General features: G+C 60.5%; 28 protein-coding genes. 11 read left to right on the top strand and 17 right to left on the bottom strand.

Translation table 11 applies throughout. The features are described 5' to 3' along the window. Positions 1-14: 14 nt before the first annotated feature. Together G522_RS0106255 and G522_RS0106250 are read left to right on the top strand one after the other, a co-directional pair. Entirely contained in the window at positions 15-1685 is a 1671-nt protein-coding gene (locus tag G522_RS0106255; RefSeq protein ID WP_036838468.1) for a thiamine pyrophosphate-dependent enzyme, read from the top strand. 215 nt (positions 1686-1900) lie between these two features. Further along, entirely contained in the window at positions 1901-2335 is a 435-nt protein-coding gene (locus G522_RS0106250) for a hypothetical protein (RefSeq protein WP_026790307.1), read from the top strand. 113 nt (positions 2336-2448) lie between these two features. On the opposite strand, the gene G522_RS0106245 is transcribed toward G522_RS0106250, so the two are convergent. Together G522_RS0106245 and G522_RS25830 are read right to left on the bottom strand one after the other, a co-directional pair. Continuing rightward, complete coding sequence (locus G522_RS0106245) at positions 2449-2715, bottom strand: hypothetical protein (RefSeq protein WP_026790306.1); 267 nt, start codon at positions 2713-2715, stop codon at positions 2449-2451. A gap of 123 nt (positions 2716-2838) precedes the next feature. Continuing rightward, positions 2839-3777, bottom strand: a complete 939-nt coding sequence (locus G522_RS25830; RefSeq protein ID WP_084632901.1) for a DMT family transporter — start codon at positions 3775-3777, stop codon at positions 2839-2841. Between the two features lie 265 nt (positions 3778-4042). Between G522_RS25830 and G522_RS0106235 the strand changes: the two genes are divergently transcribed. Beyond that, positions 4043-4834 carry an IclR family transcriptional regulator gene (locus G522_RS0106235; protein ID WP_026790305.1) on the top strand — a complete coding sequence of 264 codons (792 nt, stop codon included), beginning with the start codon at positions 4043-4045 and terminating at the stop codon, positions 4832-4834. 2 nt (positions 4835-4836) lie between these two features. Here the strand turns inward: G522_RS0106235 and G522_RS30460 are convergent, their stop codons facing one another. Together G522_RS30460 and G522_RS0106225 are read right to left on the bottom strand one after the other, a co-directional pair. Further along, positions 4837-5256 (bottom strand): helix-turn-helix transcriptional regulator, encoded by a 420-nt coding sequence (locus G522_RS30460; protein WP_245586602.1) that lies wholly within the window; start codon positions 5254-5256, stop codon positions 4837-4839. A gap of 140 nt (positions 5257-5396) precedes the next feature. After that, positions 5397-6353, bottom strand: coding sequence for a phosphoribosylaminoimidazolesuccinocarboxamide synthase (locus tag G522_RS0106225; RefSeq protein ID WP_026790303.1), 957 nt, complete (start codon positions 6351-6353; stop codon positions 5397-5399). Positions 6354-6507: 154 nt separating this feature from the next. Here G522_RS0106225 and G522_RS0106220 point away from each other — a divergent pair, with 154 nt between their 5' ends. Next, positions 6508-7059 carry a 5' nucleotidase, NT5C type gene (locus tag G522_RS0106220; RefSeq protein ID WP_210162896.1) on the top strand — a complete coding sequence of 184 codons (552 nt, stop codon included), beginning with the start codon at positions 6508-6510 and terminating at the stop codon, positions 7057-7059. A gap of 11 nt (positions 7060-7070) precedes the next feature. On the opposite strand, the gene G522_RS0106215 is transcribed toward G522_RS0106220, so the two are convergent. Next, the gene (locus G522_RS0106215) at positions 7071-7664 is read right to left on the bottom strand and encodes a DUF2585 family protein (RefSeq protein WP_026790301.1); all 594 of its coding nucleotides are present in this window, start codon (positions 7662-7664) and stop codon (positions 7071-7073) included. Positions 7665-7752: 88 nt separating this feature from the next. On the opposite strand from G522_RS0106215, the gene G522_RS25825 reads away from it, so the two are divergent. Next, entirely contained in the window at positions 7753-8289 is a 537-nt protein-coding gene (locus G522_RS25825; protein ID WP_156886848.1) for a GNAT family N-acetyltransferase, read from the top strand. Positions 8290-8407: 118 nt separating this feature from the next. Here G522_RS25825 and G522_RS0106205 read toward each other — a convergent pair whose 3' ends face one another. From G522_RS0106205 to G522_RS28865, 3 genes are all read right to left on the bottom strand, one after another. Beyond that, complete coding sequence (locus tag G522_RS0106205) at positions 8408-9205, bottom strand: carbon-nitrogen hydrolase family protein (protein ID WP_026790300.1); 798 nt, start codon at positions 9203-9205, stop codon at positions 8408-8410. 49 nt (positions 9206-9254) lie between these two features. Then, the gene (gene ygiD, locus G522_RS0106200) at positions 9255-10067 is read right to left on the bottom strand and encodes a 4,5-DOPA-extradiol-dioxygenase (RefSeq protein ID WP_036838324.1); all 813 of its coding nucleotides are present in this window, start codon (positions 10065-10067) and stop codon (positions 9255-9257) included. Between the two features lie 197 nt (positions 10068-10264). Then, entirely contained in the window at positions 10265-10699 is a 435-nt protein-coding gene (locus G522_RS28865) for an SH3 domain-containing protein (RefSeq protein WP_051228377.1), read from the bottom strand. Positions 10700-10910: 211 nt separating this feature from the next. Here G522_RS28865 and G522_RS25815 point away from each other — a divergent pair, with 211 nt between their 5' ends. Genes G522_RS25815 through G522_RS0106175 form a run of 4 tightly spaced genes read left to right on the top strand, consistent with a single transcriptional unit; the run spans position 10911 to position 12706 of the window. After that, the gene (locus G522_RS25815) at positions 10911-11348 is read left to right on the top strand and encodes an EF-hand domain-containing protein (protein ID WP_051228376.1); all 438 of its coding nucleotides are present in this window, start codon (positions 10911-10913) and stop codon (positions 11346-11348) included. 26 nt (positions 11349-11374) lie between these two features. Then, on the top strand, positions 11375-11929 hold the full coding sequence (locus G522_RS0106185) for an RNA polymerase sigma factor (protein ID WP_026790298.1): 555 nt from the start codon (positions 11375-11377) through the stop codon (positions 11927-11929). Next, positions 11916-12323, top strand: a complete 408-nt coding sequence (locus G522_RS28860) for a hypothetical protein (RefSeq protein WP_026790297.1) — start codon at positions 11916-11918, stop codon at positions 12321-12323. The genes G522_RS0106185 and G522_RS28860 overlap by 14 nt, the downstream gene beginning before the upstream one ends. Beyond that, positions 12320-12706, top strand: coding sequence for a periplasmic heavy metal sensor (locus tag G522_RS0106175; protein ID WP_026790296.1), 387 nt, complete (start codon positions 12320-12322; stop codon positions 12704-12706). The genes G522_RS28860 and G522_RS0106175 overlap by 4 nt, the downstream gene beginning before the upstream one ends. A 19-nt stretch (positions 12707-12725) precedes the next feature. On the opposite strand, the gene G522_RS0106170 is transcribed toward G522_RS0106175, so the two are convergent. From G522_RS0106170 to rpoZ, 7 genes are all read right to left on the bottom strand, one after another. Next, entirely contained in the window at positions 12726-13751 is a 1026-nt protein-coding gene (locus G522_RS0106170) for a LacI family DNA-binding transcriptional regulator (RefSeq protein WP_026790295.1), read from the bottom strand. Positions 13752-14008: 257 nt separating this feature from the next. After that, positions 14009-14935, bottom strand: a complete 927-nt coding sequence (era, locus tag G522_RS0106165; protein ID WP_026790294.1) for a GTPase Era — start codon at positions 14933-14935, stop codon at positions 14009-14011. 130 nt (positions 14936-15065) lie between these two features. Further along, complete coding sequence (rnc, locus tag G522_RS0106160; protein WP_026790293.1) at positions 15066-15761, bottom strand: ribonuclease III; 696 nt, start codon at positions 15759-15761, stop codon at positions 15066-15068. Positions 15762-15764: 3 nt separating this feature from the next. Then, positions 15765-16520 carry a signal peptidase I gene (lepB, locus tag G522_RS0106155; RefSeq protein WP_026790292.1) on the bottom strand — a complete coding sequence of 252 codons (756 nt, stop codon included), beginning with the start codon at positions 16518-16520 and terminating at the stop codon, positions 15765-15767. 144 nt (positions 16521-16664) lie between these two features. Beyond that, entirely contained in the window at positions 16665-17084 is a 420-nt protein-coding gene (acpS, locus tag G522_RS0106150; RefSeq protein ID WP_026790291.1) for a holo-ACP synthase, read from the bottom strand. Positions 17085-17087: 3 nt separating this feature from the next. Further along, on the bottom strand, positions 17088-19298 hold the full coding sequence (locus tag G522_RS0106145) for a RelA/SpoT family protein (RefSeq protein ID WP_026790290.1): 2211 nt from the start codon (positions 19296-19298) through the stop codon (positions 17088-17090). A 213-nt stretch (positions 19299-19511) separates the two neighbouring features. After that, positions 19512-19895 carry a DNA-directed RNA polymerase subunit omega gene (rpoZ, locus tag G522_RS0106140; RefSeq protein ID WP_026790289.1) on the bottom strand — a complete coding sequence of 128 codons (384 nt, stop codon included), beginning with the start codon at positions 19893-19895 and terminating at the stop codon, positions 19512-19514. Between the two features lie 517 nt (positions 19896-20412). On the opposite strand from rpoZ, the gene G522_RS0106135 reads away from it, so the two are divergent. Both G522_RS0106135 and G522_RS0106130 read left to right on the top strand, forming a co-directional pair. Further along, entirely contained in the window at positions 20413-20991 is a 579-nt protein-coding gene (locus G522_RS0106135) for a LabA-like NYN domain-containing protein (RefSeq protein WP_026790288.1), read from the top strand. Between the two features lie 323 nt (positions 20992-21314). Then, on the top strand, positions 21315-21995 hold the full coding sequence (locus G522_RS0106130) for a uracil-DNA glycosylase (RefSeq protein WP_156886847.1): 681 nt from the start codon (positions 21315-21317) through the stop codon (positions 21993-21995). A 125-nt stretch (positions 21996-22120) separates the two neighbouring features. Here the strand turns inward: G522_RS0106130 and dnaE are convergent, their stop codons facing one another. Next, positions 22121-25573, bottom strand: coding sequence for a DNA polymerase III subunit alpha (dnaE, locus tag G522_RS0106125; protein WP_051228375.1), 3453 nt, complete (start codon positions 25571-25573; stop codon positions 22121-22123). Positions 25574-25709: 136 nt separating this feature from the next. Next, the gene (locus G522_RS0106120) at positions 25710-26012 is read right to left on the bottom strand and encodes a hypothetical protein (RefSeq protein WP_026790285.1); all 303 of its coding nucleotides are present in this window, start codon (positions 26010-26012) and stop codon (positions 25710-25712) included. Positions 26013-26121: the final 109 nt, after the last annotated feature.

Raw genomic sequence — 26121 nt, 5'->3', positions numbered from 1 at the left:
TCTGGGAGGAAATCATGCTGCAAGTCCGTGACGCCGTCTCCGGCGGTCGCGCGATCGTTGACGCGCTCATCGCAAACGGTGTCGATACTGTATTCGGCCTGCCGGGGGCGCAGACCTATCCGCTGTTCGACGCGCTAGCATTATCGACGGAGCGCATCCGCACCTATGGTGCTCGCCACGAGCAGGCCTCGGGCTACATGGCCTTCGGCTATGCCCGCTCCACTGGTCGGCCCGGCGTGTTCTCGGTAGTGCCGGGACCGGGCGTGCTCAATGCCGGTGCCGCCCTGATCACAGCGCTCGGCTGCTGCGCGCCGGTGCTGATGATCACCGGCGGCGTTCCATCGACCTTTGAGGGCAGGGGACGCGGCCACCTGCATGAAATCCCCGACCAGCTTGGACTGCTGCGTCGCATGACCAAATGGTCGGCCCGTATCGAACGGGTGGAAGACGCACCTGCTCTGGTCAACGAAGCGTTCTGGCAGATGCTGACTGGCCGTCCAGGGCCGGTCGCGCTTGAAATGGCTTGGGACAGCATGGCAGCGACAGCGGTTGTCGAGCCGCTTGGCGCCGCCGTCATTCCCTCAGCAACGGAACCCGACGCGGCCGCGGTGGAAGCCGCAGCACGTCTCCTCGTCTCGGCCCGTCGGCCGATGATCATGACCGGTAGCGGCGCTCAGCATGCGGCGGAAGAGGTGAGGGCACTCGCTACTCTGCTTGATGCACCAGTGACGGCGCTGCGCGGTGGGCGAGGTATTGTTGCAGAAGGCGAGCCGCTCGGCCTGTCATCGGCCGTCGCTCACCGGCTTTACCCGAAAACGGATGTCGTGGTGGGGATCGGCACCCGGTTGGAACTGCCGACCATGCGCTGGGCCGGCATGATGACTTATCACGAGCGCCTGCCCGGCGGTCGCAAGCTCGTTCGCATCGATGTCGATCCCGAGGAGATGGTGCGCCTCAAAGCTGACGCGCCGGTGCTGGCCGACGCAAAGGCGGGCGTTCGTGCATTGATCGAGGCTATTGGGAGATTATCCGTCGATGGTCCCAACCGCGATGTCGGCGCCGTCCACATGGAGATTGCCGAAGCCAAGGCGGCGGTGGGGGCAGAGATCGCCAAGGTCCAGCCGGAAGTTGATTATCTCCATGCCATCCGGGCAGCGTTGCCCGACGATGGCTTCTTCCTGACCGAACTTTGTCAGGCTGGTTTCACCTCCTACTTCGCCTGGGAAGCCCGGCAGCCTCGCACCTATGTTAGCGAGGGCTATCAGGGCACGCTCGGTTACGGCTTTCCGACGGCGCTTGGCGTCAAGGTCGCCCATCCCGAACGCAAGGTGGTGGCGGTCTGCGGCGATGGCGGCTTCATGTTCGGCGTGCAGGAACTGGCGACCGCAGCGCAGGAGGGCATCGCCGTGGTCGTCGTGGTATTCGACAACGGCGCCTACGGCAATGTTCGCCGCGATCAGAGAACCCGTTTCGAAGGCCGCTTCATTGCCTCGGAACTCTGCAACCCCGATTTTCTGAAGCTGGCCGAGGCCTTCCGCATCAAGGCCTATTGGGTGACTTCTCCCGGCGAGTTAGCCGCCATATTACCGACGGCGTTTGCTGCGGAAGAGACGGTGCTCGTCCATGTCGCGGTGCCACCCGACAGTGAGGCATCGCCTTGGCCGTTCATTCATCCCGCGCCATAAATGTATCGACTTGCCGGCTGTTGATGGGCTGTTAACACCTCATCTGATTTATTGGCGGCTGCCTCGTTGTGGAGTGGGGCGGTCGCCTCAAAACAGAGCCAAATAATGCACGTCGTTAAAATTTTAACGACGACAAAAACGCTCCCTTCAGCTCCCGCACTTACACTGTCTTCGATGATCCGGATCATCCGCTATCCGGTTCGAAAGGATAGATCATGGATATCGGGAGCGTAAAACCGGTCCTTACCGGTGTGACCTCGCCGGTGCCGAAAACGCCGACCGAGCAGAACCAGTCGACGACAACCGATCTCAAGGCCGAGAAGGCTGTCAAAGTTGCCGAAAAGACCGACGGAAATGCCGTCGATACGGCAACCGACAAGGCGTCGGGGCAGGGCAGTGGGGCAGTATCGGCCAATGCATTGACCAAGGCCAATACCGTCAAGGCTAATTCGCTGGATCAAGCCTCCACCGGCTTCGAGGCGTTCGTTTCGGAGGAAAGCAAGGCGACGGATGAATCCTCCGAGTCGCCTGGCAATGCCGCCGTCAGCCAGGACAACCAGGAGTTCGCGATGCGCATGCAAGCGATGATCGAAGCCTGGGAAGGAACCGGCGGTACACCACGCAGCGCAGTGTTCGATAGAAAGCTCTGAACCGCACCCATGAAATGCGAAATCGGCGCCCTTGAGAGGCGCCGATTTCATTTTGTTTGTCCGAAGGAGAACCTCGGCAGGCTAGGCGCCGACCGAGGCTCGACTTGAAGAACTTACGGCTTCGTGGCGGGCGGCGTCGCCGGAGCGGCCGGAGTCGCAGGCGCCGTGGTCGACGGGGCGGGCGTCGCGGGAGCCGGAGTCGCAGGCGCCGGGGTCGACGGAGCAGGCGTCGCGGGAGCCGGGGTAGCCGGAGCGGCAGGCGCCGAGGTGGTCGCGGGCGGCGGAGTCGTCGTTCCCGTCTTCTTGCCCGAGAAGTAGACAATGGCGCCGATCACGACGATGACGGCAATGATGACCCAAATGATGGAAGATCTCTTCATAGGGTGTTCTCCTATCGCTCGATAAATTCTGAAAGCACCGAAGAACAAAAGTCCGCCAGCGCCGCTTACAACCAACGAAGATTGCGGCTTGTGGTTCCTCTCAGCCGACCGTGGCGCCAGCCGCTATTGTACGGGCGGCGCCGGCATCGCGGGTGTTCTCTGCCTGACCCGTTCACGGTGAGCCGAGTAGAGACCTGAGCCAGCAATCAGCGCAGACCCTATCAGTGTATAATAGCTCGGTAAATCTCCGAAGAACAGATAGGAGAGGATACCAGCCGATATCAACTGCACGTAGGTGATCGGCGCTAAGATCGACAAAGGCGCCAGCTTCAGGCCTGAGATGAATAGCATATGGGCCAGGGTGAAGCTCAACGAACCTCCGATGCCATAAACAAGTTCACGGCCGGTCGGAACATGAAATACCGGCAAGACTAGTAGCGTCGACACACTCAAGCCGATGATTCCCGTCCACATGAAGGTGACCTCGGTCGGCTCATGCTTCATGAGCCGCGTAAACAAGGCGCCCAATGCCCAGGCGGTTGCCGACCCAAGTGGCAGCAGCGCTGCGAGCTGGAAACCGTCGGTGCCAGGACGAACGATCAGCAATACGCCGGCAAATCCTACCGCTGCCGCCAGCCAGCGGCGGATGCCAACTGATTCGCCAAGTACGAAGATCGAAAGCACCATGACGATAATCGGAGAGATGAAGTGGATCGCCGTGTTCGAGGGAACGTCGAGATAGGCTAGGCCCAGGATGAAAAAGCTGGTCGAAGCCACGGCGGCAAGGCCCCGCCCGATTTGCAGCCGATAACTTGCCGGGCGGAAAGCCATGAGTCCTCTTGAGGATAGCGCCCAAGGGACCGCCACGAGAAAGAAGACGAAATAACGGAACCAGGTGGCCAGCTGGGCCGGTGCCGTTTGCTTCATCAGCTTGGCGCCGACGTCACCGCCGGCAAAGAACACCGTCGAACCGACGACCAGCAGTATGGCGAGCAACGCCCTTTCCGAGTTTCGGGGCGGCGCCAAAGGCGCCACATCGGACGCGTCGGGAAGGGTTGGCATATGCGGCTCCGGGAACGGCCGGTGGCTCTTCGTCGGACCGGCTAATCCCTCGCAAGAAGGAAGATAACAGAGCGTGACCAGGGCGGTCCGCCAAGTGGGTGGTTTGTGCAAGGAGTCGTTTACGGGCGCAAGCGAATTCCCGCCTGCGGCAGGTATTCAGAGCGACGAATGCGACTTTTTCTACATATCCACGTGTCGCCACGGATGGCTGGCTTTTCCACGCGTCGTAAAGATTGTCACCGATGACAATTCTAGAGGACGGGCAATGGCCAGTGAGGAAAATAAGGAAGCAGCCGCGCCGCGCCGCGCGGTCGCCGTTCCGTCACTGCGGAAGGCAGTATTGATTCTGGATCTGATCGGACGTCGCGGCAGGTTGCCGTTTTCAACGATCCAGAAGACTCTCGATCTTCCGAAGAGCACGACGCATCAGCTTCTTAAGGCGCTGACGGATATTGGCGCCCTGCAGATGCAAAACGACGGCGGCTTTATGCTCGGGCCGAAGATTTGCGAGCTCGGTATTCTCGGTACGCACCAGCGGAGCATCGATAGCCTTTCGCTCCGGCACCTCGAAATCCTGTCCAGTCGATCCGGCTTTCCCTGCGAAATCGCCACTTTCGAAGGACGAAATGCTGTGGTTCTGGCCAGCGCCACCCCCGATGGCGGCGCCCATAGCGTTGGTTACGACGGAAGGCGTTGGCCACTGAACAGAGTGGCGACAGGCAAAGCCCTATTGGCGTTTCTCGATGAGATGGATCGGAAGCGATTGTTCGCGGATCTGGATTGGACGAAGGCGACGCTACGCTCCATCGCCTCGCCGGATGCCATGCAGCGGGAACTTGATCTGGTCCGCGAGCGTGGCTGGGCGCTCGACGATCGCGAAGTCCTTGACGACACATCCTGCATCGCCGCGCCGGTATTCGACGGCCGTAACCGCATCGTGGCCGCGGTGGCAACCGTTGGACAGGCAGATCTGATCACGCCGGAGCGCTACGAGTCGTTGGCAGCTTTGGTTCGCAACACTGCAAAGGCCGTGTCACAGGAGGTGCGGGAGGCGTGACGTCAGTCGCGCTCGGCGATGCGGGCACGTACCCAGGCGTGGATTTCCGCGTCCACGAAGGCGATGCGGCTTTCGCCGAGGCGGACCGGCTTTGGAAAGGTGCCAGCGGCCATCATGCGCTTGATGGACGATACCGATAGTGTGGTCATCGCCGAGGCCTGCTTCATCGACAGGAGCGTCGGTGCGGCCGACATCGCCGATCGCGGTTTACGGCCGGTCGCCGGAACCACATCGATCTCAGGGGACGCAGGATTGAATGCGGCCTCTGTGGTCGCCTGAAGGGCATGCACAGGGTTGCTCGGGACGGAATTCGTCGGCTCGGGCTTGCGCAACAGGGATGTCAGCCTCTCGAGCTTGTCGAGCGCATTCTTCAATCCCGGATTGTCATCGAACGGAGTCGCTCCGCTGGCAATCTGCCCCATGATTTTGCCCCAGCCCCCAAGTTGCGAAACGGTGGCGAGCACCGTTTATGCCAGCTTTGCCAGTAGCATAAACCGGAAGTGGTTCACAGGAAGTTGCCAATCGGGCAGTCTTTCGTCGTCTTCCTTTGCCGCCTTTGATGCTAGCCGGCAAAATAAGGCGCGAGATTGGAGCGCACCCGCTCGAGCGGCGTTGCGCCGGCGAGATCCGGAATAAACGTCTTGCCGGTAATCGCCTCGAAGGCGTCGATATAAACCTTGGACGTCTCGGCAATCAGGCTTTCGGGAATCTGGGGGATGGGATCCTTATAGGGATCGCAACGCGCGCCCACCCAGGCACGGATAAAATCCTTATCAAAGCTCTTCGGACGCCGGCCCGCAGCGAAATCCTCCTCATAGGACGCGGCGATCCAGTAGCGGCTCGAGTCGGGAGTGTGGATCTCGTCGGCGAGTATGATGGCACCGTCACTATCGAGGCCGAACTCGTATTTGGTGTCAGCCAGGATGAGACCGTGCTCCGCAGCAATCTCTGCGCCGCGCGCATAGAGCTTCAACGCGTAATCCGAAACGGTGGCCCATTGCTCCGGCGTCAGCAGCTTCTTGGCAAGGATCTCCTCGCCACTTAGCGGCTCATCGTGACCGCCGTCGAAAGCCTTGCTGGTTGGCGTGAGGATCGGGGAGGGGAGTTTTTCATTGTCGTAGAGGCCGTCGGGCAGCGTCAGCCCGTACATTCTCCGCTCGCCAGTCCGGTATTTGGTCAGCACGGACGTGCTGGTGGTACCGGCAAGATAGCCACGTACGATGATCTCGACAGGCAAAATGTCGAGCCGCCGGCCGATAACCACGTTGGGGTCCGGATAGGCGATGACATGGTTGGGGCAGATATCCGCCGTCGCATCGAACCAGAAGCGTGCCGTCTGGGTCAGCACCTGTCCTTTGAAGGGAATCGCCGCCAGCACACGATCGAAGGCGCTGATGCGATCGGTTGCGATGATGACGCGACGGCCATCCGGCAGATCGTAGTTCTCGCGCACCTTGCCTTTATAATAGTTGGGCAGCTCGGGAATGAAGGCTTCGAAGAGAATGCGGTCGAGGGCCATCGGTGCCTCCTTGACGGACTGGGCCGGAACGGCCGCCTGCTGGCCGCTCAATAGAACATCGCGGGCAAAACTTTAAGCCGAACTTGCATGACTGAGCCGACCAGACATAGTTTGATTCGATTCATCTCTGAAGCTGTCCTGAGGAGTGAGAGCCGTGCATCGTATTCGCGTCGCCGTCGACATGGACGAAGTCATCGCCGACACTTATGGCGCCATGCTGAATTGGCTGGTCGACCGCCATGGCGCGCGCTGGAGCACCGAGGCTCTGCGAGGCCGGCAAATTTTCGACGTTCTTGAATCGGATGTTGCCGAGATGCTCCGGACCGCCATGCATGACGGTGCGTTCTTCGCCGACCTCCCGGTCATCGCGGGCAGCCAAGCGGCGCTGTCAACGATTGCAGCCCATTGCGAACTTTTCGTCACCTCGGCCGCCATGGAGTTTCCGAACTCATTGGGTCCGAAGTTCCTTTGGCTGCGACGCCATTTTCCGTTCGTCGATCCGCTCAACATCGTTTTCTGCGGCGACAAGAGCATCCTGGCCGCCGATTGCCTGATTGACGATAATGCTCGGCATTTCACGCGGTTCGCCGGGCAGGGTATCGTCTTCTCATCGCCTCACAACGTGGATGTCGCCGGTTATCCGCGCATCCGTCATTGGGACGAAGCGATTACGGTTCTCTCGGAAACGTTTCCCGGCGCGCTCTGAACCCGTGACAATCATGATTTCGTGGACGCGCCATAGAGACCGCCTTCGGCCTGCCAGGCGGAAATGGCTTTGTTGGGAACCAGAAGCTGGACGACGTTGAGCGTCAGATTGTCCCGGATCATCAAACCAGTGAACAGCTCGGCGGCGAGCGCCAAGGCTATACTGGCACGCCAAGGAAGTCGCGCTGCCAAGAAGAAACCGGCCAGCATGGCCAGGGTGTCGCAGAGGGAATTCAGGATGCTGTCGCCGGAATAGCCTTGCGCCAAGGCCTGTTCACGGTAACGCTCGATGACTAGAGGCGAGTTCTCGATGAGCTCCCAGGCAACCTCGATTCCGAGCGCCAGGGCTACAGCCAGGACCGGCGACCACCGTCCGCGAAAAACCAGGCGGCCGAGCGCGAAGAACAACATGCCGTGGATGACATGCGACGGCGTATACCAGTCGGTGAGTTGCTGTGAGTTCTCCGGACTGAGAACAGCTCCCACCCAGAGCCGTACCGTACCGCAGGCGCAGATTGGCGGCTGGCCCATGATGTAGAGCACGGCCGCCTGTACAATCAGAGCGAGGGTACAGACGACAATGAAGGTCCGGGTAGTATGAGCCATAGGTTTCTCCGCAATGCCATTCTTTCTTGCATATCTCAAAGAATCCGAATAATCTATTGAAATAACTGGTTTTTATTGTGAGATCGTCGTGACCTATGGAGATATCCTGTTTCGTCCCATGTCGATCGACGACGCCGCAGATTTCAACCGGCTGGTCGGTGTTGTGGCGCGCGAACGTCGATATCTGCGCTTTATCGACGCGCCTTCCATGGACGGAACGGTGAATTTCCTGCGCGACAGTCTCGCCGCCGGCAATCCACATCTGGCCGCCGTCGTCGATGGCGAGTTGGTCGGCTGGTGTGATGTCTGCCGCCATTCTTTCGAAATCGAGGCTCATGTCGGCAGGCTGGGCATAGGATTGGCGCAGGAGTTCCGTGGCAAGGGGCTTGGCAAGGCCTTGCTCGATATGACGCTTGCCGCTGCCGAGCGACTGAATTTCCAGCGGATCGAACTCACGGCTTTTTCCGACAATCGTCGGGCGATCGCGCTCTATGAAACGCGCGGCTTTGTTCATGAGGGCGTCATGCGAGCGGCTGCGCGTTTCGGCGATGAGTATCGTGACATTGTACTGATGGCTCGCCTTGCTTCGAGCCTTTCAGACAAGGGCACATCGGCGGTCGATTGAGCCAACAGCCGACATTTGCCTGCATAATTAGGTTCCATAATATCTATTATGCGAATCGCGGATATGGGCGTCTGAGGGCCGGAACGACGCGAAGTCTAGCTTATACCCTGCCGACGGCTCAGTGCTGCGGAGATACCCGGCGAAACCACTCGCTCTTCTGAAGCCGACGCAGGGCTTCGAGATCGACGTCGCCCATGAAGAGATCGGACGGTGCGCCACCCATGGCGACGATCCGGCCCAGCGGATCGACGATGACAGAATGGCCGTCGTTCTTGGGTGCCGGATAATTGGCGACCGCGATCGCCATCACGGTTTCAAAGGCCATGGCGCGGATGCCGCACAGCCGCACATCGCCGATTTCAGGATCGTCGTGGAGCCAGCTGCTATTGGGAACAAGGACCACTTCGGCGCCTTGCCGCGCGAGATCGTCCGCTACGTCGGAGTACTCGCGATCCATGCAGATCATCATCCCGACCGAAACCTCACCCGCCTTGGTCGGCAGACGAACCACGGCTGATCGATCGCCGGCGGCACAGGCCTCCTCCGGCGCGTCGAAGAAGCAGATGTGACGTTTGCGCTGGTGAAGAATGACCTCTCCGGACGCAGCGATCAAAAGTGCGCTGTTGAACGGCTTCGGCGTGGCGCGCTCCAGCAGCGTCGCCACCACTGCGACGCTGTGCCGACGGGCGGCGGAACGGAACCGGTCGACGAAGCGACCATCAAGCGGTTCGGCGGTATCGATCCAGGCAGCCCGCGCAGCGAGGTCGGCTGGATCGAAGCGCCGATAACCATTGGAGGCCATTTCAGGGAATACGATGATGTCGGCGCCGTCATCGGCCGCTCGGCCAATGACGGCCTCAAAATCGCTGTCGGCCATTACCTGCGCGAGCGCGATGCGCAATGGGGCGTCAGTCATGCCCTTTCCTCCATCACCGACCTATCCTCAGCCGGCAACGGCGGCGGCGTCAAGCCAGCATGAACGAGCGCATAGAGATCGAACCGAGGTCGATGCCTTCGTTGAAAAAGCTGAGCTCGTCGGCCTTGTCGGCAACGGCCAACGGGTACAAAACCGGGAAGAAATGCTCGAACGTCGGGTGCGACATCTGCGCGATGCGGCCGAGTTTGGGGGCATTGATGACGGATTTATAGTCGCCCTTCCCGATCGACTCGGCCATTCGCGCGTCGAATTCTTCAGCCCAGTCGTAGGCTGGTCCACCGCCCCAAGCAATGGCTCGGAGATTATGGACCAGATTGCCCGAGCCGATGATCATGACGCCGCGTTCGCGCAACGCCTTCAATTCTTCGGCCAGCGCGAAGTGTTCCTCCGGCGAACGGCTGAGGTCGATGGACAATTGGAACACGGGAATGTCGGCTTTCGGGAACATCTGGATCAGCACCGACCAGGCACCATGATCAAGCCCCCAGCGTTCGTCGGGCTCGATATGATGGTTCTTCACGAGATCAATGGTCGCCTCGGCATAGCCGGGCGCCCCCGGTGCCGGATAGCGCTGGGCGAACAGTTCGTCGGGGAAGCCGCCGAAATCATGAATGGTCGTGGGATGATCCTTGACGTGCACCAGCGTGACGCCCCGTGTCATCCAATGCGCCGAAACGACGAGGATCGCTTTGGGAACCGGCAGCCGGGCGCCGAGTTCGCGCCAGCCGCGGCTATAAGGCGTATCCTCGATGGCGTTCATCGGGCTGCCGTGACCGACAAACAGCGCCGGCATGCGCGGCGTCGTGGGAAGATCGGCAAAGTGACGACCAAGACCGGCCATGATTGAGCTATCCCTTCGGGGCGTCCATCTCCTTGTGGAGAGGCAACCTCTGCTCGGCCGCTTCTGGTACGGCCATGTTCGACCCAATGTAGAAAGCCCACTGTCTCGATACAAGCTAAGCCTCCGTGATCATATTGTTCGATATACTTGAACAATATGATCGACGAATAGCCCTGCCCAGACTTCCTCAGGCTTGATCACTCTCCCCAGCGATCCCAGCGCCGGTCCATGCGTCGATGGACGCGGTAATCGATCCGAGCATCCCGGCGAGCCGCCATCCGCGGCGGTAGTCCCGGCCCCACGCCGTAATACGGCTGACCAATGTAATAAGCGTTATGATAGACGACCGGGTCGTAGACGACCACCGGATAGGTGGCGACCGGCCCCAGGTAAGTGGCGATCAGCCACCCTCGATAGCCGGACCAACCGACGTCGCACCAACCCCGACCGGCGGTGCATCCATAGACGGCGACCACTTGTCGAGGTGGAACAGTGGCAATGACCGGATAGGCTACGGCTGGTCCGGTCCGCAAATTGAGAGTCGTGGAGGTAACCGAGGTCTGGGCCTCGGCCCCGGAGGCAAATAGAAAGCTGGCGATACCGGCTGCTACAGGGAAGAGTGCGCGATGCATGGTTTTGGGTCTCCGTTGCTCAACTCATCCGAAGGCGCCGCCAAGCAATTGGTCTATCGGCCCTCGCAGATGTCGCTGTTACGTCCTCACGACGTGCCGACTGACGCCGTTGAGAAAATTTCTTCGCGGAATGGATCTCCACCAGTTTCCGCGTCAGTAACGGATCCCCAAGACGTAACAGGACCGATACCGATCAACCGGAGTATCGATCATGCGGTCATCATTCAGGATTCTCATCGCCGGTGGGCTCGTAGCCTTCTCGGTCCTGGCGCTTGCCGCCGATCGTCTTGCCGATATTGCCTTTACACGCCTTGACGCCAATGGCGACGGGCAGCTTGACGCAGCCGAGCTGAAACAAGCCCGCGCCCAACGGTTCGAACGGCTCGACGTTGATGGTGACGGGGTCGTCACGGCGGCGGAACAGGCCGAAGCGAGCAACCGGATGATCCGCAAAGCCGAGACGCTCGAAGGCGCGATGGCCATCCGATTCGAAGCCCTCGACACCGATGGCGATGGCAAATTGATGCGAGAGGAGTTCGTGAACACTCAAGGCGCAGGGTTGGCAGCCCGCATGGACAAAGACGGCGATGGCAAGGTTTCGAAGGCCGAATTCCTGACCGGAATAGAGGCGGCGCGTGCGATTCGCTGACGGCGCTTTAGCCCGGAGGGTCAGGCTTGGAACAGTCCGACGACGCACTGATACGGGCGGTGGCTGCCGGAGACGAGCGAGCCTTTCGTCGGCTCGTCGACCGCCACGGTCCCAAACTCAGAGCGATCGCCGGGCAATTCCTAGGTGCCGGCGATGCCGACGATGCGGTGCAGGATGCCCTGATCCGGCTTTGGCGACATGCCGACCGCTTCGACCCAGACAAGGCGGCGCTCTCCACGTGGCTTTATCGCGTCGTCGTCAATCGCTGCATCGACATCCGCCGTCAGCGGTTTCGATGGCCATGGCGTCCTATCGATGAGGCCGAAGATCTGCCTTCGACCGAAATTGGCGCCGATCGAATGTTGGTCGGCGCCGAGACGCTTAGGGACGTCGCGGCCATCATCGCCTCCCTGCCGCCGCGCCAGCGCATGGCTTTGATGCTGGCCACCGTCGGCGATCACACAGCCGAGGATATTGCCGCCATTCTCGGCGTCTCGCGTGCTGCGGCTGAACAATTGATTGCTCGCGCCCGACGTAACGTCAGGGACGCCATGAGGAAAGCCAACCATGGATCGGATTGAGTTCGAAAATAAGCTGCTGGTCCGAGGCGGTGATCTCGAACGCTGGCCGGTTGCCGAGGCCGAAGCCGCAAGGCGTCTGCTCGCAGTCGATGCGGAAAGCCGAGCCTTGCTGGCGGAGATACTCACCTCCGACGAGACCGTTCGCACCCAAACGACGGCGCCACTCGACACGGCGTTGATCGGGCGCGTGATGGCGGCGACGCGGAGGCCCCCTGCCCGACGCGGACTGCTGAGCGGTTGGCGGCCGATGATTCCGACCGGTGCTTTGGCGATACTGCTCGTTGCTATCGTCGGGTTCAAATCCGGTTATGACGACGGTTTCGGAATAGCCCAAGACCTTGATCTCGCCGGCGTCATTGCGGGAGATCTGCAGGGCTTGGAGGATACGCCATGATTGCCCGTCGCCATCTTCTCTGGCTGGTGACCGGTCTGCTGGGTCTTTCACTGCTGGGAAATGTCTACGCGGTAAGCCGACTTGCCGGCGATCGTGCCGGCCAAGCGGACTTCGCCGAGCTCACGACACGGCGGTTCGAGCCGGAGTTCGGCCGCTTGGTGCGTCGAGAACTCCTCGGCCACGTCGGCGAACTGAGAGCCGCCGCCGCTGACCTCCGGGCGGCCCGAACCCGCATGTTCGATCTGGCCGCCGCCAACCCGCCTGACCCTGAAGCGCTGGCCCGGGCAACCGCTGACGTGCGCTCGGCGTTCACCAGAGTTCAGACGCTCTTTCATGGCAGCATCGTCGACGCGGCGCGTCAGGCCAACCGGCCGGCCTCTTAACCGGCTTCAGGCGCCACTGCTAAACCAGTTGGCGGCAGGATTGGCGGGTCACCAACGGGCAAGGCACCAGAACCTGCGGCGGGACCGGTCCTTCGGCCTCGCCGTTGATGCGGCTCAGAATGTCGACGGCGGTGCGACCGATCTCGAAATAGGGCAGCGCCACAGAGGTCAGCATCGGCTTCAGCGTCTGGGTAATCACCGTCATGTCGTCAAAACCCATCACCGAGAGATCGTCTGGAACCGACAGGCCGAGCGTGGCTGCCGCGGCATAGATCTGCACCGCGATCTGATCGTTGCCGCAGATAATGGAAGTCGGCCGATCGGGTCGTCGCAACAAACCGAGCGCTGCATCGTAGGCGACGAGATCTTCGCCGCCGTCCGGCCGGGTAATGAAGCCGGGAATTTCCAACGCCGGATCATAGAGAAGACCGCCCTCGGCAAAAGCGGTGCGATACCCGGCACCCCTCAGCACCGTGGCACGCAATACCGGGCTCAAAGATACGATCCCGATGCGCCGATGGCCGAGTTCGATCAGGTGACGGGCTTGCGTATAGCCGCCCCCTTCGTCGTCGGGAACAACAGACGAATGGCTGCGGCGGGCCGAATAGCAGTTGGCCAGTACAATGCCACGCTCGAAATCCGGAGCGCCGAGATCAACGGGGCGATGATACATCGTGGCATAGACCACGCCCGCCACCTTGTGGGCGCGGAACATCCGCCAATATTCTTGCTCCTGCTGCGGGTCGCCGTCCGTATTGGCGATCAACATGGTGCGGGATTGCTCTCTCAAACCCGCCTGAGTCCCGCGCACGATGTCGACCGAATAAGGCGTGGTAGCCACCGCGTCGGTCATCAGGCCGACGACCGACGAATGGGACATGCGCATCATACGGGCTGCGTGATCCGGCACGTAATGCATTCGCCTGACGATTTCAGCCACGGCTTCCCGTGTCTTCACATTGACGGCGGGATCGTCATTGACGACGCGGGACACAGTCTTGGGTGACACTCCCGCCTCGCGAGCAACATCCTTGAGCGTAACCAAGTTCCCCTCCCGACCGACATGACATCGCTGTCAGTTGTAATAGAAAACCAGGTTGTGACACCGATGTCAATGGCAGGCGCTACGACCGGTCGGCGGCCGTTCTTTTGAAATGTCGACCGTCGATCCGATGTGCCTGTCCGTAAGGACAAAAAAGAGCCGTCTTCAACCTGGTCCGAGACAAGCGGAAGACAGGCTGGTCGCAATCAGGCGGCCGGAGTATGAAGGCGAGAGGCTGGGGAGGCCTACCCTGCCCTTCCTTAGTGTCTCGGGAAATTCAGCCCCATCTCACGATAGCGCTCAGGGTCGTCAGCCCAGTTCTCGCGCACCTTGACATAGAGAAAGAGGTGGACCGGCCGCTCCAGAATTTCGGTCAGTTCCTTGCGAGCTGCCATCGAGATGGCTTTGACGGTTTCGCCGCCCTTGCCGAGGACGATCTTCTTCTGGCTGTCGCGTTCGACGAAGATGGTCTGTTCGATGCGGGCCGAGCCGTCCTTCTGATCCTTCCACTGATCGGTCTCGACCGTCGAGGAATAGGGCAACTCGTCATGAAGACGCAGGAACACCTTCTCGCGAGTGATCTCGGCAGCCAGCATGCGCATCGGCAAATCGGACAGTTGGTCCTCGGGATAGAGCCATGGCCCCTCCGGGACGCGCGACGCTAGGTGGCTGAGAAGATCGTCGGTCCCCGAGCCGTTGAGAGCCGACACCATAAAGGTCGCTTCAAAGCCGACGCGGGCATTGAGGTCAGCGGCCAAAGCCAGGAGACTCTCGCGCTTTACCGTGTCGATCTTGTTGAGGATCAACACCTTGGGATGGCGAAGCTCGCCCAGCTTTTCGACGACCTGTGTCACCTCCTCAACCAAGCCGCGCTTGGCATCGATCAGGAGACAAACCACGTCGGCATCGGCCGCCCCCGACCAGGCCGTATCGACCATGGCGCGGTCGAGCCGACGCTTGGGCGCGAAGATGCCTGGCGTATCGACGAAGACAACTTGCGAGGAACCGTGCATGGCAATGCCGCGCATGATGGCGCGGGTCGTCTGCACCTTGTGGCTGACGATCGACACCTTGGCGCCGACCAGACGGTTGAGCAGCGTCGATTTGCCCGCGTTGGGAGCGCCGATCAGTGCGACAAAGCCGGCCCGGGTGGGCATGTCGGCGGATGGGACGGATTCGTCAGTCATCGCGTCTCTCTCCGGAGGCGGAAGGGTGGCCAAGATTATGTCATTCCTTTGGGGCTGAACAGCGGATGTGTGGGCCAGTCTTCACGGCTGGATATGGGAAGGCTGGATCGCAGAGCGTCGTGGTTTTCAATCAGCCTGCCCGACTGGCCAAGGCCTCGGCGGCGGCTGCCTGCTCGGCGTCGCGCTTCGACTTGCCTTGCCCTTCGCCGGCGGTATCGCCGTCGATGGTCACCGCGACCCGAAACGTCGGCGCGTGATCGGGGCCGGAGCGCTCGACGATGGTGTAGACGGGAAGGCCCTGCCCGCGCCCCTGAGCCCATTCCTGGAGCAGCGTCTTGGAATCACGCAAGGGACCGGTCAGGCCCTCCATGCGGGGTTTCCAATTGCGCAGGACAAAGTCTTTCGCCGCGTCAAAGCCACCGTCGAGATAAATGGCGGCGATCACGGCTTCTGCCACGTCGCCGAGGATCGCCTCTTTGCGGCGACCGCCTGACTGACGCTCGCCAGTACCGAGCCGCAGCACCGAGCCGAGGTCCAGATCAAGGGCCACCTCGGCACAGGTTTCCCGCCGGACCAGTTGGTTGAGGCGTCGGGCAAGATCGCCCTCCTCTTCCCGCGGATAAGTGGTGAACAGCATTTCGGCCACCACCAGCGCCAACACGCGGTCACCGAGGAACTCATGACGCTGATAGCTTTCATGCGCCACCTGATCGCCGGGAACGGCGCTACGGTGGGTGAGTGCGCGCAAAAGGCCGGCGCGGTCCTTGAAATGATACTGGAGGCGCCCTTCGAGCGCCTCCAGGATTTGTGCCTGATGGTTGTTCATGGATCAGTTCAGCATGGAGAGCATGCGGTCGACGCGTACCGTCCACGGCCAGGTCCAGAACATCCAGGGCTTGGCGCTTTCGTCGATGGAGAAGAAGATGACCTGCGCCTTGCCGACAAGATGGTCGAACGGCACATAGCCGACGCCGGAGCCGTCGATGCGGCTGTCAGCGGAATTGTCACGGTTGTCGCCCATCATGAAATAATGCCCCGGCGGCACTTCGAACTCGCGCGTGTCATCGCCGGCCGTCGTACCCATGTCGAGCGTGTCGTAGGACACACCATTGGGCAGCGTTTCGCGCCAGATTTGCGCCTTGATGTCGTTGCCGAACGGCCCCTTCTCGACGAATTCACCGGTATGTTCGCGCTTGACCGGCTGCTCATTGATGTAGAGAACCCCGCCCTTCATCTGGACCTTGTCGCCCGGCAGGCCGATGACGCGTTTGATATAGTCCGTCGAATGATCGGCCGGCAGCTTGAAGACGACGATATCGCCAGCCTTGGGCGCGCTCGCCCAGATGCGCCCCTCGAAGGGAGCCAAGCCGAAGGGGAAGGAATACTTGCTATAGCCGTAGGAGTATTTCGAGACGAACAGGTAATCACCGATGAGCAGCGTGTGCATCATCGAACCCGAAGGGATCGAGAAGGGCTGGAACAGAAAGGTGCGCACCACGAGCGCAAGAAGTAATGCCTCGACGATCACCTTGACCGTCTCCCAGATACCGTCCTTGGATTCCGCGCTCTGTTTGGTCGCCGACATGTGGCCGCCCTTCAATCGGAGTCTGGTCCCGAACCCCTGTCGGCCGAACCGGCCGATCCGTGGCAGCCCGGACCTCGGCGCCTTTTATCGGAGCAGCACCGGCGACGCAACGAAAAGCCGAAAAGCGAGCCGAATTGTGGCAGGTCAGCCACCAGCCCCCGGCCAGTCCGGCGGCCAAGCCGAGATTATCACGAAGGCCTGCGCCAGCGGATAGTCGTCGGTAATGGTGACGTCGATACGCGGAACGAGACCCTTCGGCGTCAAGTGTGCTAGGCGGGCGGCCGCCGAGCCTTCGAGATGCATGGTCGGTTGCCCCGTCACAAGATTGACGACGCCCATTTCTCGCCAGTTGACGCCCATGCGAATGCCGGTCCCAAGTGCTTTGGAGCAAGCTTCCTTGGCCGCAAAACGTTTGGCATAGGAGGCGGCGCGGTTGGCTCGCCGATCGGAACGCTCTCGCTCGATGTCGGTGAAAACGCGTTTCACGAAGCGGTCGCCGAAACGCTCCAACGTCTTTTCGACTCGGCGAATATCGATGAGATCGGAACCGATACCGATAATCATGGCCTACCCATTGACCCGATCGACCTTGCCGACGTTGGGCAACACACGGAGCTCATTGAGAATTTGCGTCAGGTGTTTGATATCCCATACTTCGAGATCGACGACGATCTCATGGAAATCAGGCGTGCGGCGCGCCATCCCTATGTTGTCGATGTTGCCGTCGCTGTCCGAAATCGCCTTGGCGATGCGGGCGAGCGAGCCGGGCTCGTTAAAGGACTGGATCGAAATACGAGCGGGGAACCGGATTGGATCCTCGCTGTCGATATCCCAGCGAACGTCGAGCCAGCGATCAGGCTTGTCTTCGAAGGCGATGAGCGCCGGTGACTGGATCGGGTAAATGGTGATGCCAACATCCGGTTCGACAATGCCGACGATCCGGTCGCCTGGTACGGCCCCGCCATCGGGAGCAAAGCGCACCGGTAAATCGGCAGCAACGGTGCGGATGGGCAAACCATGGGCGCGGATCGAATCGGAATCGCCGTGGAACTTGATGCCGGCCTGGGCGGCGAAGGAAAACCAGCCGCCCTCCAATCGCTGAGCCGCCGTCTGCCGCGCTGCCCGCTCCTCGCGGTAGTCGGGGAAGCAGGCTTTGAGCACGTCGGCGGAGGGCACCTCGGCCCGCCCGACGGCGGCGAGCAAATCCGGCACGGTCGGCTGCGACAGACGCGGCAAGGCTTGCTCAAGCAGTGCGTCGGTGAGCTCGCGGCCTTCGCGCGTAAATACGGTCTCGAGAACCTGGCGGCCAAGGGAGGCAAACTGCTTGCGTGTCGCCTCGCGTGTCGCCCGTCGTATGGCAGCACGCGCTTTGCCGGTAACGGCGATCGTCTCCCAGGTCGGCGGTGGCACCTGAGCCTTGGATCGGATGATCTCCACTTCGTCGCCGTTCTTCAGCTCGGTAACCAGCGGCGTGATGCGGCCGTTGATCTTGCAGCCGACGCACGTGTTGCCGATGTTGGTATGGACAGCATAGGCAAAGTCGATCGGCGTGGCGCCGCGCGGCAAAGCGATCAGCAGGCCTTTCGGCGTGAAGCAGAAAACCTGGTCCTGGAAGAGTTCGAGCTTGGTGTTCTCGAGAAATTCCTCGGGGCTGGCACCCTCCGACAGTGCCTCGACCGTCTGACGTAGCCAGGCATAGGCGGCGGTGTCGTCGGCGAGCTGTGGCAGATGGCCGCTTTCGCTGATCTTGTCCTTATAGAGGGCATGCGCGGCGATACCGTATTCGTTGACCTGCTGCATGCCATGCGTACGGAACTGCAACTCGACACGCTGACGATGAGGCCCGACCACGGTGGTATGCAGCGACTTGTAGCCATTCGGCTTGGGGGTCGAGATATAGTCCTTGAACCGTCCAGGCACCGTGCGCCACAGCTGATGAACGACGCCGAGAGCGCGGTAGCAGGTATCGACGTCATCGACGAGCACACGGAATCCATAGATGTCGCTGAGCTGCTCGAAGCCGAGCTGCTTGTCGATCATCTTGCGAAAAATGGAATAAGGCTGCTTACGCCGTCCCTTGACGGTGGCGACGATGCCGCGTGCCTGCAGGTTTTCGCGCAGTTCTTTCTCGATGTCGGCGATAAGGTCCTTCTGAAGGGCCTCCATCTCATCGAGGCGGGCCTGAATGGCGCTGAAGGCGTCGGGATGCAGCGTCTTGAATGCGATGTCTTCAAGTTCATCGCGCATGTCCTGCATGCCCATACGCCCGGCGAGCGGCGCATAGATCTCCATCGTCTCTTCGGCGATGCGGCCACGCTTGCTCTCGGGGGCAAAATGCAGCGTCCGCATGTTGTGGAGACGGTCAGCGAGCTTGACCAGAAGAACGCGCAAATCCTCGGCGATGGCCAGCAGCAGCTTGCGAAGATTTTCCGCCTGGGCGGTGCGTTTGGACACGAGATCAAGCTTTTGAAGCTTGGTGAGCCCTTCGACCAGTTGACCAATCTCAACGCCGAACAGCTGGTCAATTTCCTGCCGCGTGGCGTCGGTGTCTTCGATGGTGTCATGCAGAAGCGCAATGACGATGGTAGCGTCGTCGACCTTGAGGTCGGTGAGGATGGCCGCCACCTCGAGCGGATGCGAGAAGTAGGGATCTCCTGAGTCGCGTTTCTGCGTGCCGTGCTTCTGCATGGCATAGACATAGGCGCGGTTAAGCAGACCCTCGTCGCAATTGGGGTTGTAGCGCTGCACCCTTTCGACGAGTTCGTACTGCCGCATCATCGGGGACGGTCACTCCTCTTTTGCCAGGCGCTCCGAATCCGCTTTCGCGTCGGCGCCTAAAATCAAGCTATAGCAACACCAATTTGGAAAGTAGTTCATTCATGACGGCATTGGCGGAAAAGCGAGATAAGGCTTTTCAATCCGTTGCCGACAATAAAAAACGGGCGAACCGAAACCGGTCCGCCCGCCAAAAGCGTCAGCCGTGATCGGCGATCAGATCTCTTCGACCTTCTCGGGCGGAACCATGCTCTCGAGGCCGCGCAGCAGGTCTTCCTCGGACATCTGGTCGAAGACGATCTCATCGTCATCACCGGTATCGCCCGGACCGCCAAGCAGACCAGCCACCGGCTCCTGCTCGGGCTCGTCAACCTCGACGTATTTCTGCAGCGAGTGGATCAGATCTTCCTTGAGGTCTTGGGGCGAAATCGATGACTCCGCCACTTCGCGCAAAGCAATGACCGGGTTCTTGTCGTTGTCGCGATCGACCGTCAGGGGCGAACCGGACGAGATCATGCGGGCGCGATGGCTGGCCAGCAGCACCAGTTCGAAGCGGTTGTCCACCTTATCGATGCAGTCCTCGACTGTGACGCGTGCCATAGTCCAACTCCAGCTTCAGAAACAGAATTCGCCTGCTCGAACGGCATCCCGTCCGGCAAGCGCTCAGAGAGTGCAATTTTCGCTTTCAGCGGCCTCATCTCACAGAGAGCGAAACAAAGCTGCCGAACTCACGGTGTAGATATGCGGAGGGTAGCCGAAAAGCAAGCGGAGATGCAAGCGAACATCCATTCCACTCGGGCAGGCGATCGTTTCACACGAGCTTCAAGATGCGGTGATTGCCTCATTGCTGCTGCAAAATCGTTGCGCTTATGCATGCACCATTGGTCGAATTAACCCCCTTTTCTGCTATTTTCCGTGGGAATCCAACAAATGAAAGCGTTTTAACTTGGTTGTCCGCGCGAAACTTGCTAACAGGCGGACTAATGTGCGAAATGTTAGCGGGCAGAAACGATGCGCGCTGATATGTATGATCAAAATTTCTTCGAAAGCGTGATCCAAAACTCACCCAAACGAAGCATTGTTAACGACCGCCGGTTGCGAGGTAAGCAAAGAACTGATGTTTGACGAACGCGAAAAAATAGCCCTCTTCATCGATGGTGCAAATCTTTACGCGACTGCCAAGGCTCTTGGGTTTGATATTGACTACCGTAGGTTGCTAAAGGAATTCAGCGCCAAGGGTTACCTTCTAAGAGCGCTGTATTACACTGCACTCGCTGAAGACCAGGAGTACTCCTCCATTCGCCCATTGATCGACTGGCTCGATTACAATGGCTACAAGGTGGTGACCAAGCCGACCAAGGAATTTTTCGATTCCACTGGCCGGCGAAAGGTCAAAGGGTCGATGGATATCGAACTGGCAGTCGATGCCATGGAACTATCCGAACACGTTGACCACGTCGTTCTGTTTTCAGGCGATGGCGACTTCCGTTCGCTGGTTGAGGCCATCCAGCGCAAGGGACGCAAGGTTTCGGTCGTCTCCACGCTGCAGACGCAGCCGGCGATGGTGGCCGATGAGTTGCGCCGTCAGGCCGATCATTTCATCGATCTGGCCAACATTGCCGCGCGCATCAGTCGCGATCCGAACGAGCGACCAGCCCGCCCCGCCGAGAGACCTGGGTCTCCAGACGAGGACTGAAGTACCGAGGCCGGTTGTCTGTACCTCTAGACGCACGCTTTACAGCTCATGCGGCGTGAGCTGGTCTGCAAGTCTGTCTGAAACAGCTTCTTGCCCGCCGGTCCGCGCTGGCCGGCATGAACAGACGAGCTGGCTCTCGAGCCCTATCGTACACTCTCCCGACGGCGAGTAGACGCTGGTGGTGCTTGTTCAACGGCTCAACTTATTCCCACTCAGCATTGTCTTGATTTGGTGGTCGTATCCGCTGGAACGGCTGTGCTTGCCGCAGCCGCTAACGCCATATACATCGGCCGACATCTCGAATGAGCGTGCTGGAGATTCACATGTCAAACCGTGGGACACTTGGCGAATACGTGGGACAGCCGGTCGAGCCAGACCGGGACTGCGGTCTGTGCCCTCGCCTCGTAGCCTTCCGGAACGTCCAGCGCGCCGCCCATCCCGATTGGTTCAATGCGCCGGTCCCGACCTTCGGAACATCGGACGCACGCTTGCTGATCGCCGGGCTTGCCCCCGGCCTCCGGGGCGCAAACCGTACCGGGAGGCCGTTTACTGGCGATTACGCTGGCGATCTTCTCTACGAGACCATGACCGACTTTGGCTTTGCGCGCGGCACCTATCGCGCCGATCCGAACGACGGTTTTGAACTCGTCGATGCAGCCATCAGCAACTCCGTTCGTTGCGTTCCTCCGGAAAACAAGCCAACCACGGAGGAGATCAACACCTGCCGGCGCTTCTTTGCTGCGACCATGGTCGGCTTTCCAAGGCTGTCGGCCATCCTGGCGCTTGGCAAGATCGCCCACGATCAGCTTTTGAAGACGCTGCGGATACCGTTGGCCCGGCACAAATTTGCCCACGGTGCCGTTCATGCGCTCGACTGCCTGCCCGGCGTTCGCCTCTACGACAGCTACCACTGCTCGCGCTACAACACGAACACCGGCGTGCTGACACCCGAGATGTTCCGCGCGGTCTTCGCCGCGGTACGGCGTGACCTCGACAATCGGTGAGCTTTCCAGCCGCCGTCTAGAGCATGTCCGGTGAACTCTGGTTCACCAACATGCTCTGGTTCCTTGGTATCGCATTGTTTTTGCGAAAAACCGGTTTCCACTTTTCCGCACAATGCTCTATCTGCTTAGGCCAGCTCGACATCCACCACACCGTCCACGGCCCGGAGCGCACCGGCGAGCTGCGGCGAAACGCGATAGCCACCTGGCAACTTGACCTCGACCTCGCCCCGCCCGCGGTCACCGAGCACGATCAGCGAGACATCGCCCTCCCCGCCAGGCTTCAGCACATCCCGGAGGGCTGCGAGCGGCTCGGCGCCACGCAGGAAAATCCTGAGGGCGTTCTGCAATTTACCGGCTGCCTGATCGAGCGGCTCCACAGAGTCGATGCGCACCGAGATGCCTTCCGGTTTGTCTTCGGCGTTGACCAGGAGAATGACCGACTGTCCTGGATCGAGCAGGCTGCGGAAGTGAGCCAGCCCTTCCGAGAAGATCACCGCCTCGTACTGGCCGGTCGGATCGGAGACGCCGATGATGCCCATCTTGTTGCCGGTGCGTGTCTTTCGCTCCTGCTTGGCAACGATAGTGCCGGCAAGCCGCCCGGCCGAGGCGCCGCGCTTCACCGAAGCGGAGAACTGAGCCCAGGTCTGCACCCTCAAGCGACCGAGCAGTGCTTCGTAGGCATCAAGCGGATGGGCGGATAGATAGAATCCGATCGCCGAATGCTCGCGCTGCAATTTCTCTTCCGGCAGCCAGTTCGGAACAGCCGCCAAGCGCACCGGCTCCGGTTCGCCTCCCCCACCGAACAGCTCGTTCTGGCCGCTTTGCTGTTGTTCGAGCCGATGGGCGGCGGCGGCCATCACGTTGTCGAGCCCCTGAAACATCCGGTTTCTGTTCGGTTCCAGGCAGTCGAAAGCGCCGGCGGCGGTCAACGCCTCCAAGATGCGCTTGTTCATCGCCTTGGGATTGATGCGGCTGGCGAAGTCGGAGACGGACCGGAACGGCTTATCGCCGCGCTGCTCGACGATATGCTCGACCGCTGCCTGGCCGACACCTTTGACAGCAGCGAGTGCGTAAAGGATATGTTTGCCGTCCACCTCAAACACCACGTCGGACCGGTTGACCGACGGCGGTTCGACGGTGATGCCCAGACGGATCGCTTCGCGCCGGAAGTCGTTGAGCTTATCGGTATTGGTCAGTTCGAGCGTCATCGACGCCGCCATGAACTCAACGGGATGATTGGCCTTGAGATAGGCCGTCTGGTAGGCAACCAGCGCGTAGGCGGCGGCGTGGCTCTTGTTGAAGCCGTAGTCGGCGAACTTGGCCAAGAGGTCGAAAATCGTATCGGCCAGCGCCTTGTCGATGCCGCGCTCGACGGCGCCATCGACAAAGCGAACCCGCTGCTTGTCCATCTCCGCCTTAATCTTCTTGCCCATGGCGCGACGCAGCAGGTCGGCTTCGCCGAGCGAATAGCCCGACAGGATCTGGGCGATCTGCATCACCTGTTCCTGATAGACGATGATGCCGTAAGTCTCCTTCAGCACAGGCTCGATGGAGTCATGCAGATAGTCGGGCTTCTCAAGGCCGAATTTACGCGCGCCGTAGACGGGGATGTTGGCCATCGGGCCGGGACGATAAAGCGCGACGAGAGCGATGATATCCTCGAAGCGGTCCGGCTTGATGTCGGAGATGGCCTTGCGCATGCCCATACTTTCCAGCTGGAACACGCCAACCGTTTCGCCATGCGCAAGCAGCTCATAGGTCTTGGGGTCATCGAGCGGCAACGCCGAAAGATCGATCTTCACGCCCTTGCGCTCGATCAGGTCGACGGCGCGCCTCAGCACGGTCAGCGTCTTGAGGCCAAGAAAGTCGAACTTGATAAGGCCGGTGCTTTCCACCCATTTCATGTTGTACTGGGTGACCGGCATATCCGAGCGCGGATCGCGATAAAGCGGCACCAGTTGATCGAGCGGTCGGTCACCGATGACGATACCGGCGGCATGTGTCGACGCGTGGCGGTAAAGGCCTTCCAGCTTGATCGAAATGTCGATCAGGCGATCGACGACCGGATCTTCGCGCGCCTCCTTGAGCCGTGGCTCATCCTCCAACGCTTGCTCGAGGGTTACCGGGTGGGCCGGGTTCTGCGGCACCAGTTTACAGAGCTTGTCCACCTGACTGTAGGACATCTGCAAGACGCGACCGACGTCGCGCAGCACCGCACGCGCTTGCAGCGAACCGAAGGTGATGATCTGCGCCACCTGGCCGCGACCGTATTTCCCTTGCACGTAGCGGATCACCTCTTCGCGGCGATCCTGACAGAAGTCGATGTCGAAGTCGGGCATCGACACGCGCTCGGGATTGAGGAAGCGCTCGAACAGCAGGGCGAACCTGAGGGGGTCGAGGTCGGTGACGGTGAGCGAGAAGGCGACCAGCGATCCCGCACCCGAGCCACGTCCCGGGCCGACCGGGATACCATGCGCCTTGGCCCATTTGATGAAGTCGGCCACGATCAGGAAGTAACCGGGGAACTTCATGCGAGTGATGATGTCGAGTTCGAACTCCAGACGCTTGTGGTAGTCCTCGAGCGTTAGGCCGGGTGCGAGCCCATGGCTCTCGATGCGCCGAGCGAGCCCTTCCCAGGCTTGGCGAGCCAGCTCGGCGGCCTCCGCCGCCTCGGCTGCCGCGACGTCATCCACATCGGCTCCGGCAAAACGCGGCAACAATGGCTTGCGCTTTGGCGCCCTGACGGTGCAGCGACGGGCGATCTCAATGGTATTTTCCAGCGCTTCCGGCACGTCCGCAAACAACGTCTGCATCTCGGCACGCGACTTGAAATAATGTTCCTCGGTGAGGCGGCGGCGGTCGTCTTCGGCCACCATGCGCCCTTCGGAAATGGCAATCAGCGCGTCGTGGGCCTCGTAGTCGGCGCGGGTCGGGAAATAGCATTCGTTGGTGGCGACGAGCGGTAAGTTACGCGCATAGGCGAGATCTACGAGATGCGGCTCGACCATGATCTCCTCAGGCGTGCCGTGCCGCTGCAATTCAACATACAGACGGTCGCCGAACAGCTCTTCAAGGAGCGAGAGACGGCTTTCGGCTTGAGGCATCAGTCCAGCTGCGATGGCCCTGTCGATCGGACCGCCGGGGCCGCCGGTCAGCGCGATGATGCCGCCGGTCAGCCCTTCGAAACGACCGATGGGCAGATTTGCGGGTGCCCCCGGTTCCGATTCGAGGAAGGATCGGGACATCAGCACCGTCAAATTGGCGAAGCCCTCATCCGTTGCCGCCAACAGGACGATGGAAGGCAACGCTTGGGGCAACCCACCGGGGCGGCGGCGATCGGTGCTATCGTCCCCAAAGTCGACGGCCATCTGGCAGCCGATGATCGGCTGCAATCCCTTTTCGATGGCTTTCTCGGAAAACTCTAGAGCGCAGAAAAGATTGCCCGTGTCGGTAATGGCGAGTGCCGGCTGGTTGTCGGCCAGAGCCAGCTTCAGCGCCTTCACGAGCGGAAGCGCTCCCTCGAGCAGCGAATAGGCGCTGTGAACGCGCAGGTGAATGAAGCCGACGTCGCCGATCATCGCCATGTTCCGGTTTGGAGGCCGACCCGCTATGCGACGGATCGACGCTGACAAGCTATCCCATCCCGCCGGACGATCGGAGTGTTTTCCTGGTAGGGCCGACCTCTTGTGGAAAACCCTCCCCGCCCTTTCAGATTCAGATCAGTATGTCGGCCGAACTCAGCACCAGAACCAGCATGGTACCGAACAGCACCAGGGCTCCGAGGGCGGCAACGTCACGGACGATGGCAGCCGAGGTAATCGCCGAAGCGAGCCGCTGGTGGGATGAGAGCGTGAAATCGCGAACCGTAGGCGTCTCTTCTGCGGAAAATCCGGGTAAAATCCGGCCTGGGCGCGCCAATGATCTCTGTTTGTTCTTTACTTGCACCTTTTCGTTGTAACGAACACCAATGACGCACTCAATTTCCCCAATGGAAAGCTTGGCATTTATGACAGCCATCCCCGCCTCCTCGTTCCGCATTAGGGCCTAATATGTTCTATCTTTGTTCGATCGTCAAGCATGCCCTTAACCTAGATCAAAATACAATAGTTCTTGTAACGTTCCCATC

It is taken from the genome of Pleomorphomonas oryzae DSM 16300 (genome assembly GCF_000422965.1).
GTDB classification, from domain to species: domain Bacteria; phylum Pseudomonadota; class Alphaproteobacteria; order Rhizobiales; family Pleomorphomonadaceae; genus Pleomorphomonas; species Pleomorphomonas oryzae.
Note: the sequence above shows the minus strand (reverse complement) of the source record. Positions and strands in the feature narration are given on the sequence as shown.

Excerpts from the sequence above, each read along its gene's own strand:
- G522_RS0106255 (WP_036838468.1), top strand. The coding sequence starts at position 15 with ATGCTGCAAGTCCGTGACGCCGTCTCCGGCGGTCGCGCGATCGTTGAC.
- G522_RS0106225 (WP_026790303.1), bottom strand. The coding sequence starts at position 6,353 with ATGGCCCTCGACCGCATTCTCTTCGAAGCCTTCATTCCCGAGCTGCCC.
- G522_RS25815 (WP_051228376.1), top strand. The coding sequence starts at position 10,911 with ATGCGGTCATCATTCAGGATTCTCATCGCCGGTGGGCTCGTAGCCTTC.
- era (WP_026790294.1), bottom strand. The coding sequence starts at position 14,935 with ATGACTGACGAATCCGTCCCATCCGCCGACATGCCCACCCGGGCCGGC.
- G522_RS30460 (WP_245586602.1), bottom strand. The coding sequence starts at position 5,256 with ATGGGGCAGATTGCCAGCGGAGCGACTCCGTTCGATGACAATCCGGGA.
- G522_RS0106245 (WP_026790306.1), bottom strand. The coding sequence starts at position 2,715 with ATGAAGAGATCTTCCATCATTTGGGTCATCATTGCCGTCATCGTCGTG.
- rpoZ (WP_026790289.1), bottom strand. The coding sequence starts at position 19,895 with ATGGCACGCGTCACAGTCGAGGACTGCATCGATAAGGTGGACAACCGC.
- G522_RS28865 (WP_051228377.1), bottom strand. The coding sequence starts at position 10,699 with ATGCATCGCGCACTCTTCCCTGTAGCAGCCGGTATCGCCAGCTTTCTA.
- G522_RS0106135 (WP_026790288.1), top strand. The coding sequence starts at position 20,413 with ATGTTTGACGAACGCGAAAAAATAGCCCTCTTCATCGATGGTGCAAAT.
- G522_RS0106145 (WP_026790290.1), bottom strand. The coding sequence starts at position 19,298 with ATGATGCGGCAGTACGAACTCGTCGAAAGGGTGCAGCGCTACAACCCC.
- G522_RS0106205 (WP_026790300.1), bottom strand. The coding sequence starts at position 9,205 with ATGACTGACGCCCCATTGCGCATCGCGCTCGCGCAGGTAATGGCCGAC.
- G522_RS0106130 (WP_156886847.1), top strand. The coding sequence starts at position 21,315 with ATGTCAAACCGTGGGACACTTGGCGAATACGTGGGACAGCCGGTCGAG.
- G522_RS0106235 (WP_026790305.1), top strand. The coding sequence starts at position 4,043 with ATGGCCAGTGAGGAAAATAAGGAAGCAGCCGCGCCGCGCCGCGCGGTC.
- lepB (WP_026790292.1), bottom strand. The coding sequence starts at position 16,520 with ATGTCGGCGACCAAACAGAGCGCGGAATCCAAGGACGGTATCTGGGAG.
- G522_RS28860 (WP_026790297.1), top strand. The coding sequence starts at position 11,916 with ATGGATCGGATTGAGTTCGAAAATAAGCTGCTGGTCCGAGGCGGTGAT.
- rnc (WP_026790293.1), bottom strand. The coding sequence starts at position 15,761 with ATGAACAACCATCAGGCACAAATCCTGGAGGCGCTCGAAGGGCGCCTC.
- G522_RS0106175 (WP_026790296.1), top strand. The coding sequence starts at position 12,320 with ATGATTGCCCGTCGCCATCTTCTCTGGCTGGTGACCGGTCTGCTGGGT.
- G522_RS0106250 (WP_026790307.1), top strand. The coding sequence starts at position 1,901 with ATGGATATCGGGAGCGTAAAACCGGTCCTTACCGGTGTGACCTCGCCG.
- G522_RS25830 (WP_084632901.1), bottom strand. The coding sequence starts at position 3,777 with ATGCCAACCCTTCCCGACGCGTCCGATGTGGCGCCTTTGGCGCCGCCC.
- acpS (WP_026790291.1), bottom strand. The coding sequence starts at position 17,084 with ATGATTATCGGTATCGGTTCCGATCTCATCGATATTCGCCGAGTCGAA.
- dnaE (WP_051228375.1), bottom strand. The coding sequence starts at position 25,573 with ATGATCGGCGACGTCGGCTTCATTCACCTGCGCGTTCACAGCGCCTAT.
- G522_RS0106215 (WP_026790301.1), bottom strand. The coding sequence starts at position 7,664 with ATGGCTCATACTACCCGGACCTTCATTGTCGTCTGTACCCTCGCTCTG.
- G522_RS0106120 (WP_026790285.1), bottom strand. The coding sequence starts at position 26,012 with ATGGCTGTCATAAATGCCAAGCTTTCCATTGGGGAAATTGAGTGCGTC.
- ygiD (WP_036838324.1), bottom strand. The coding sequence starts at position 10,067 with ATGGCCGGTCTTGGTCGTCACTTTGCCGATCTTCCCACGACGCCGCGC.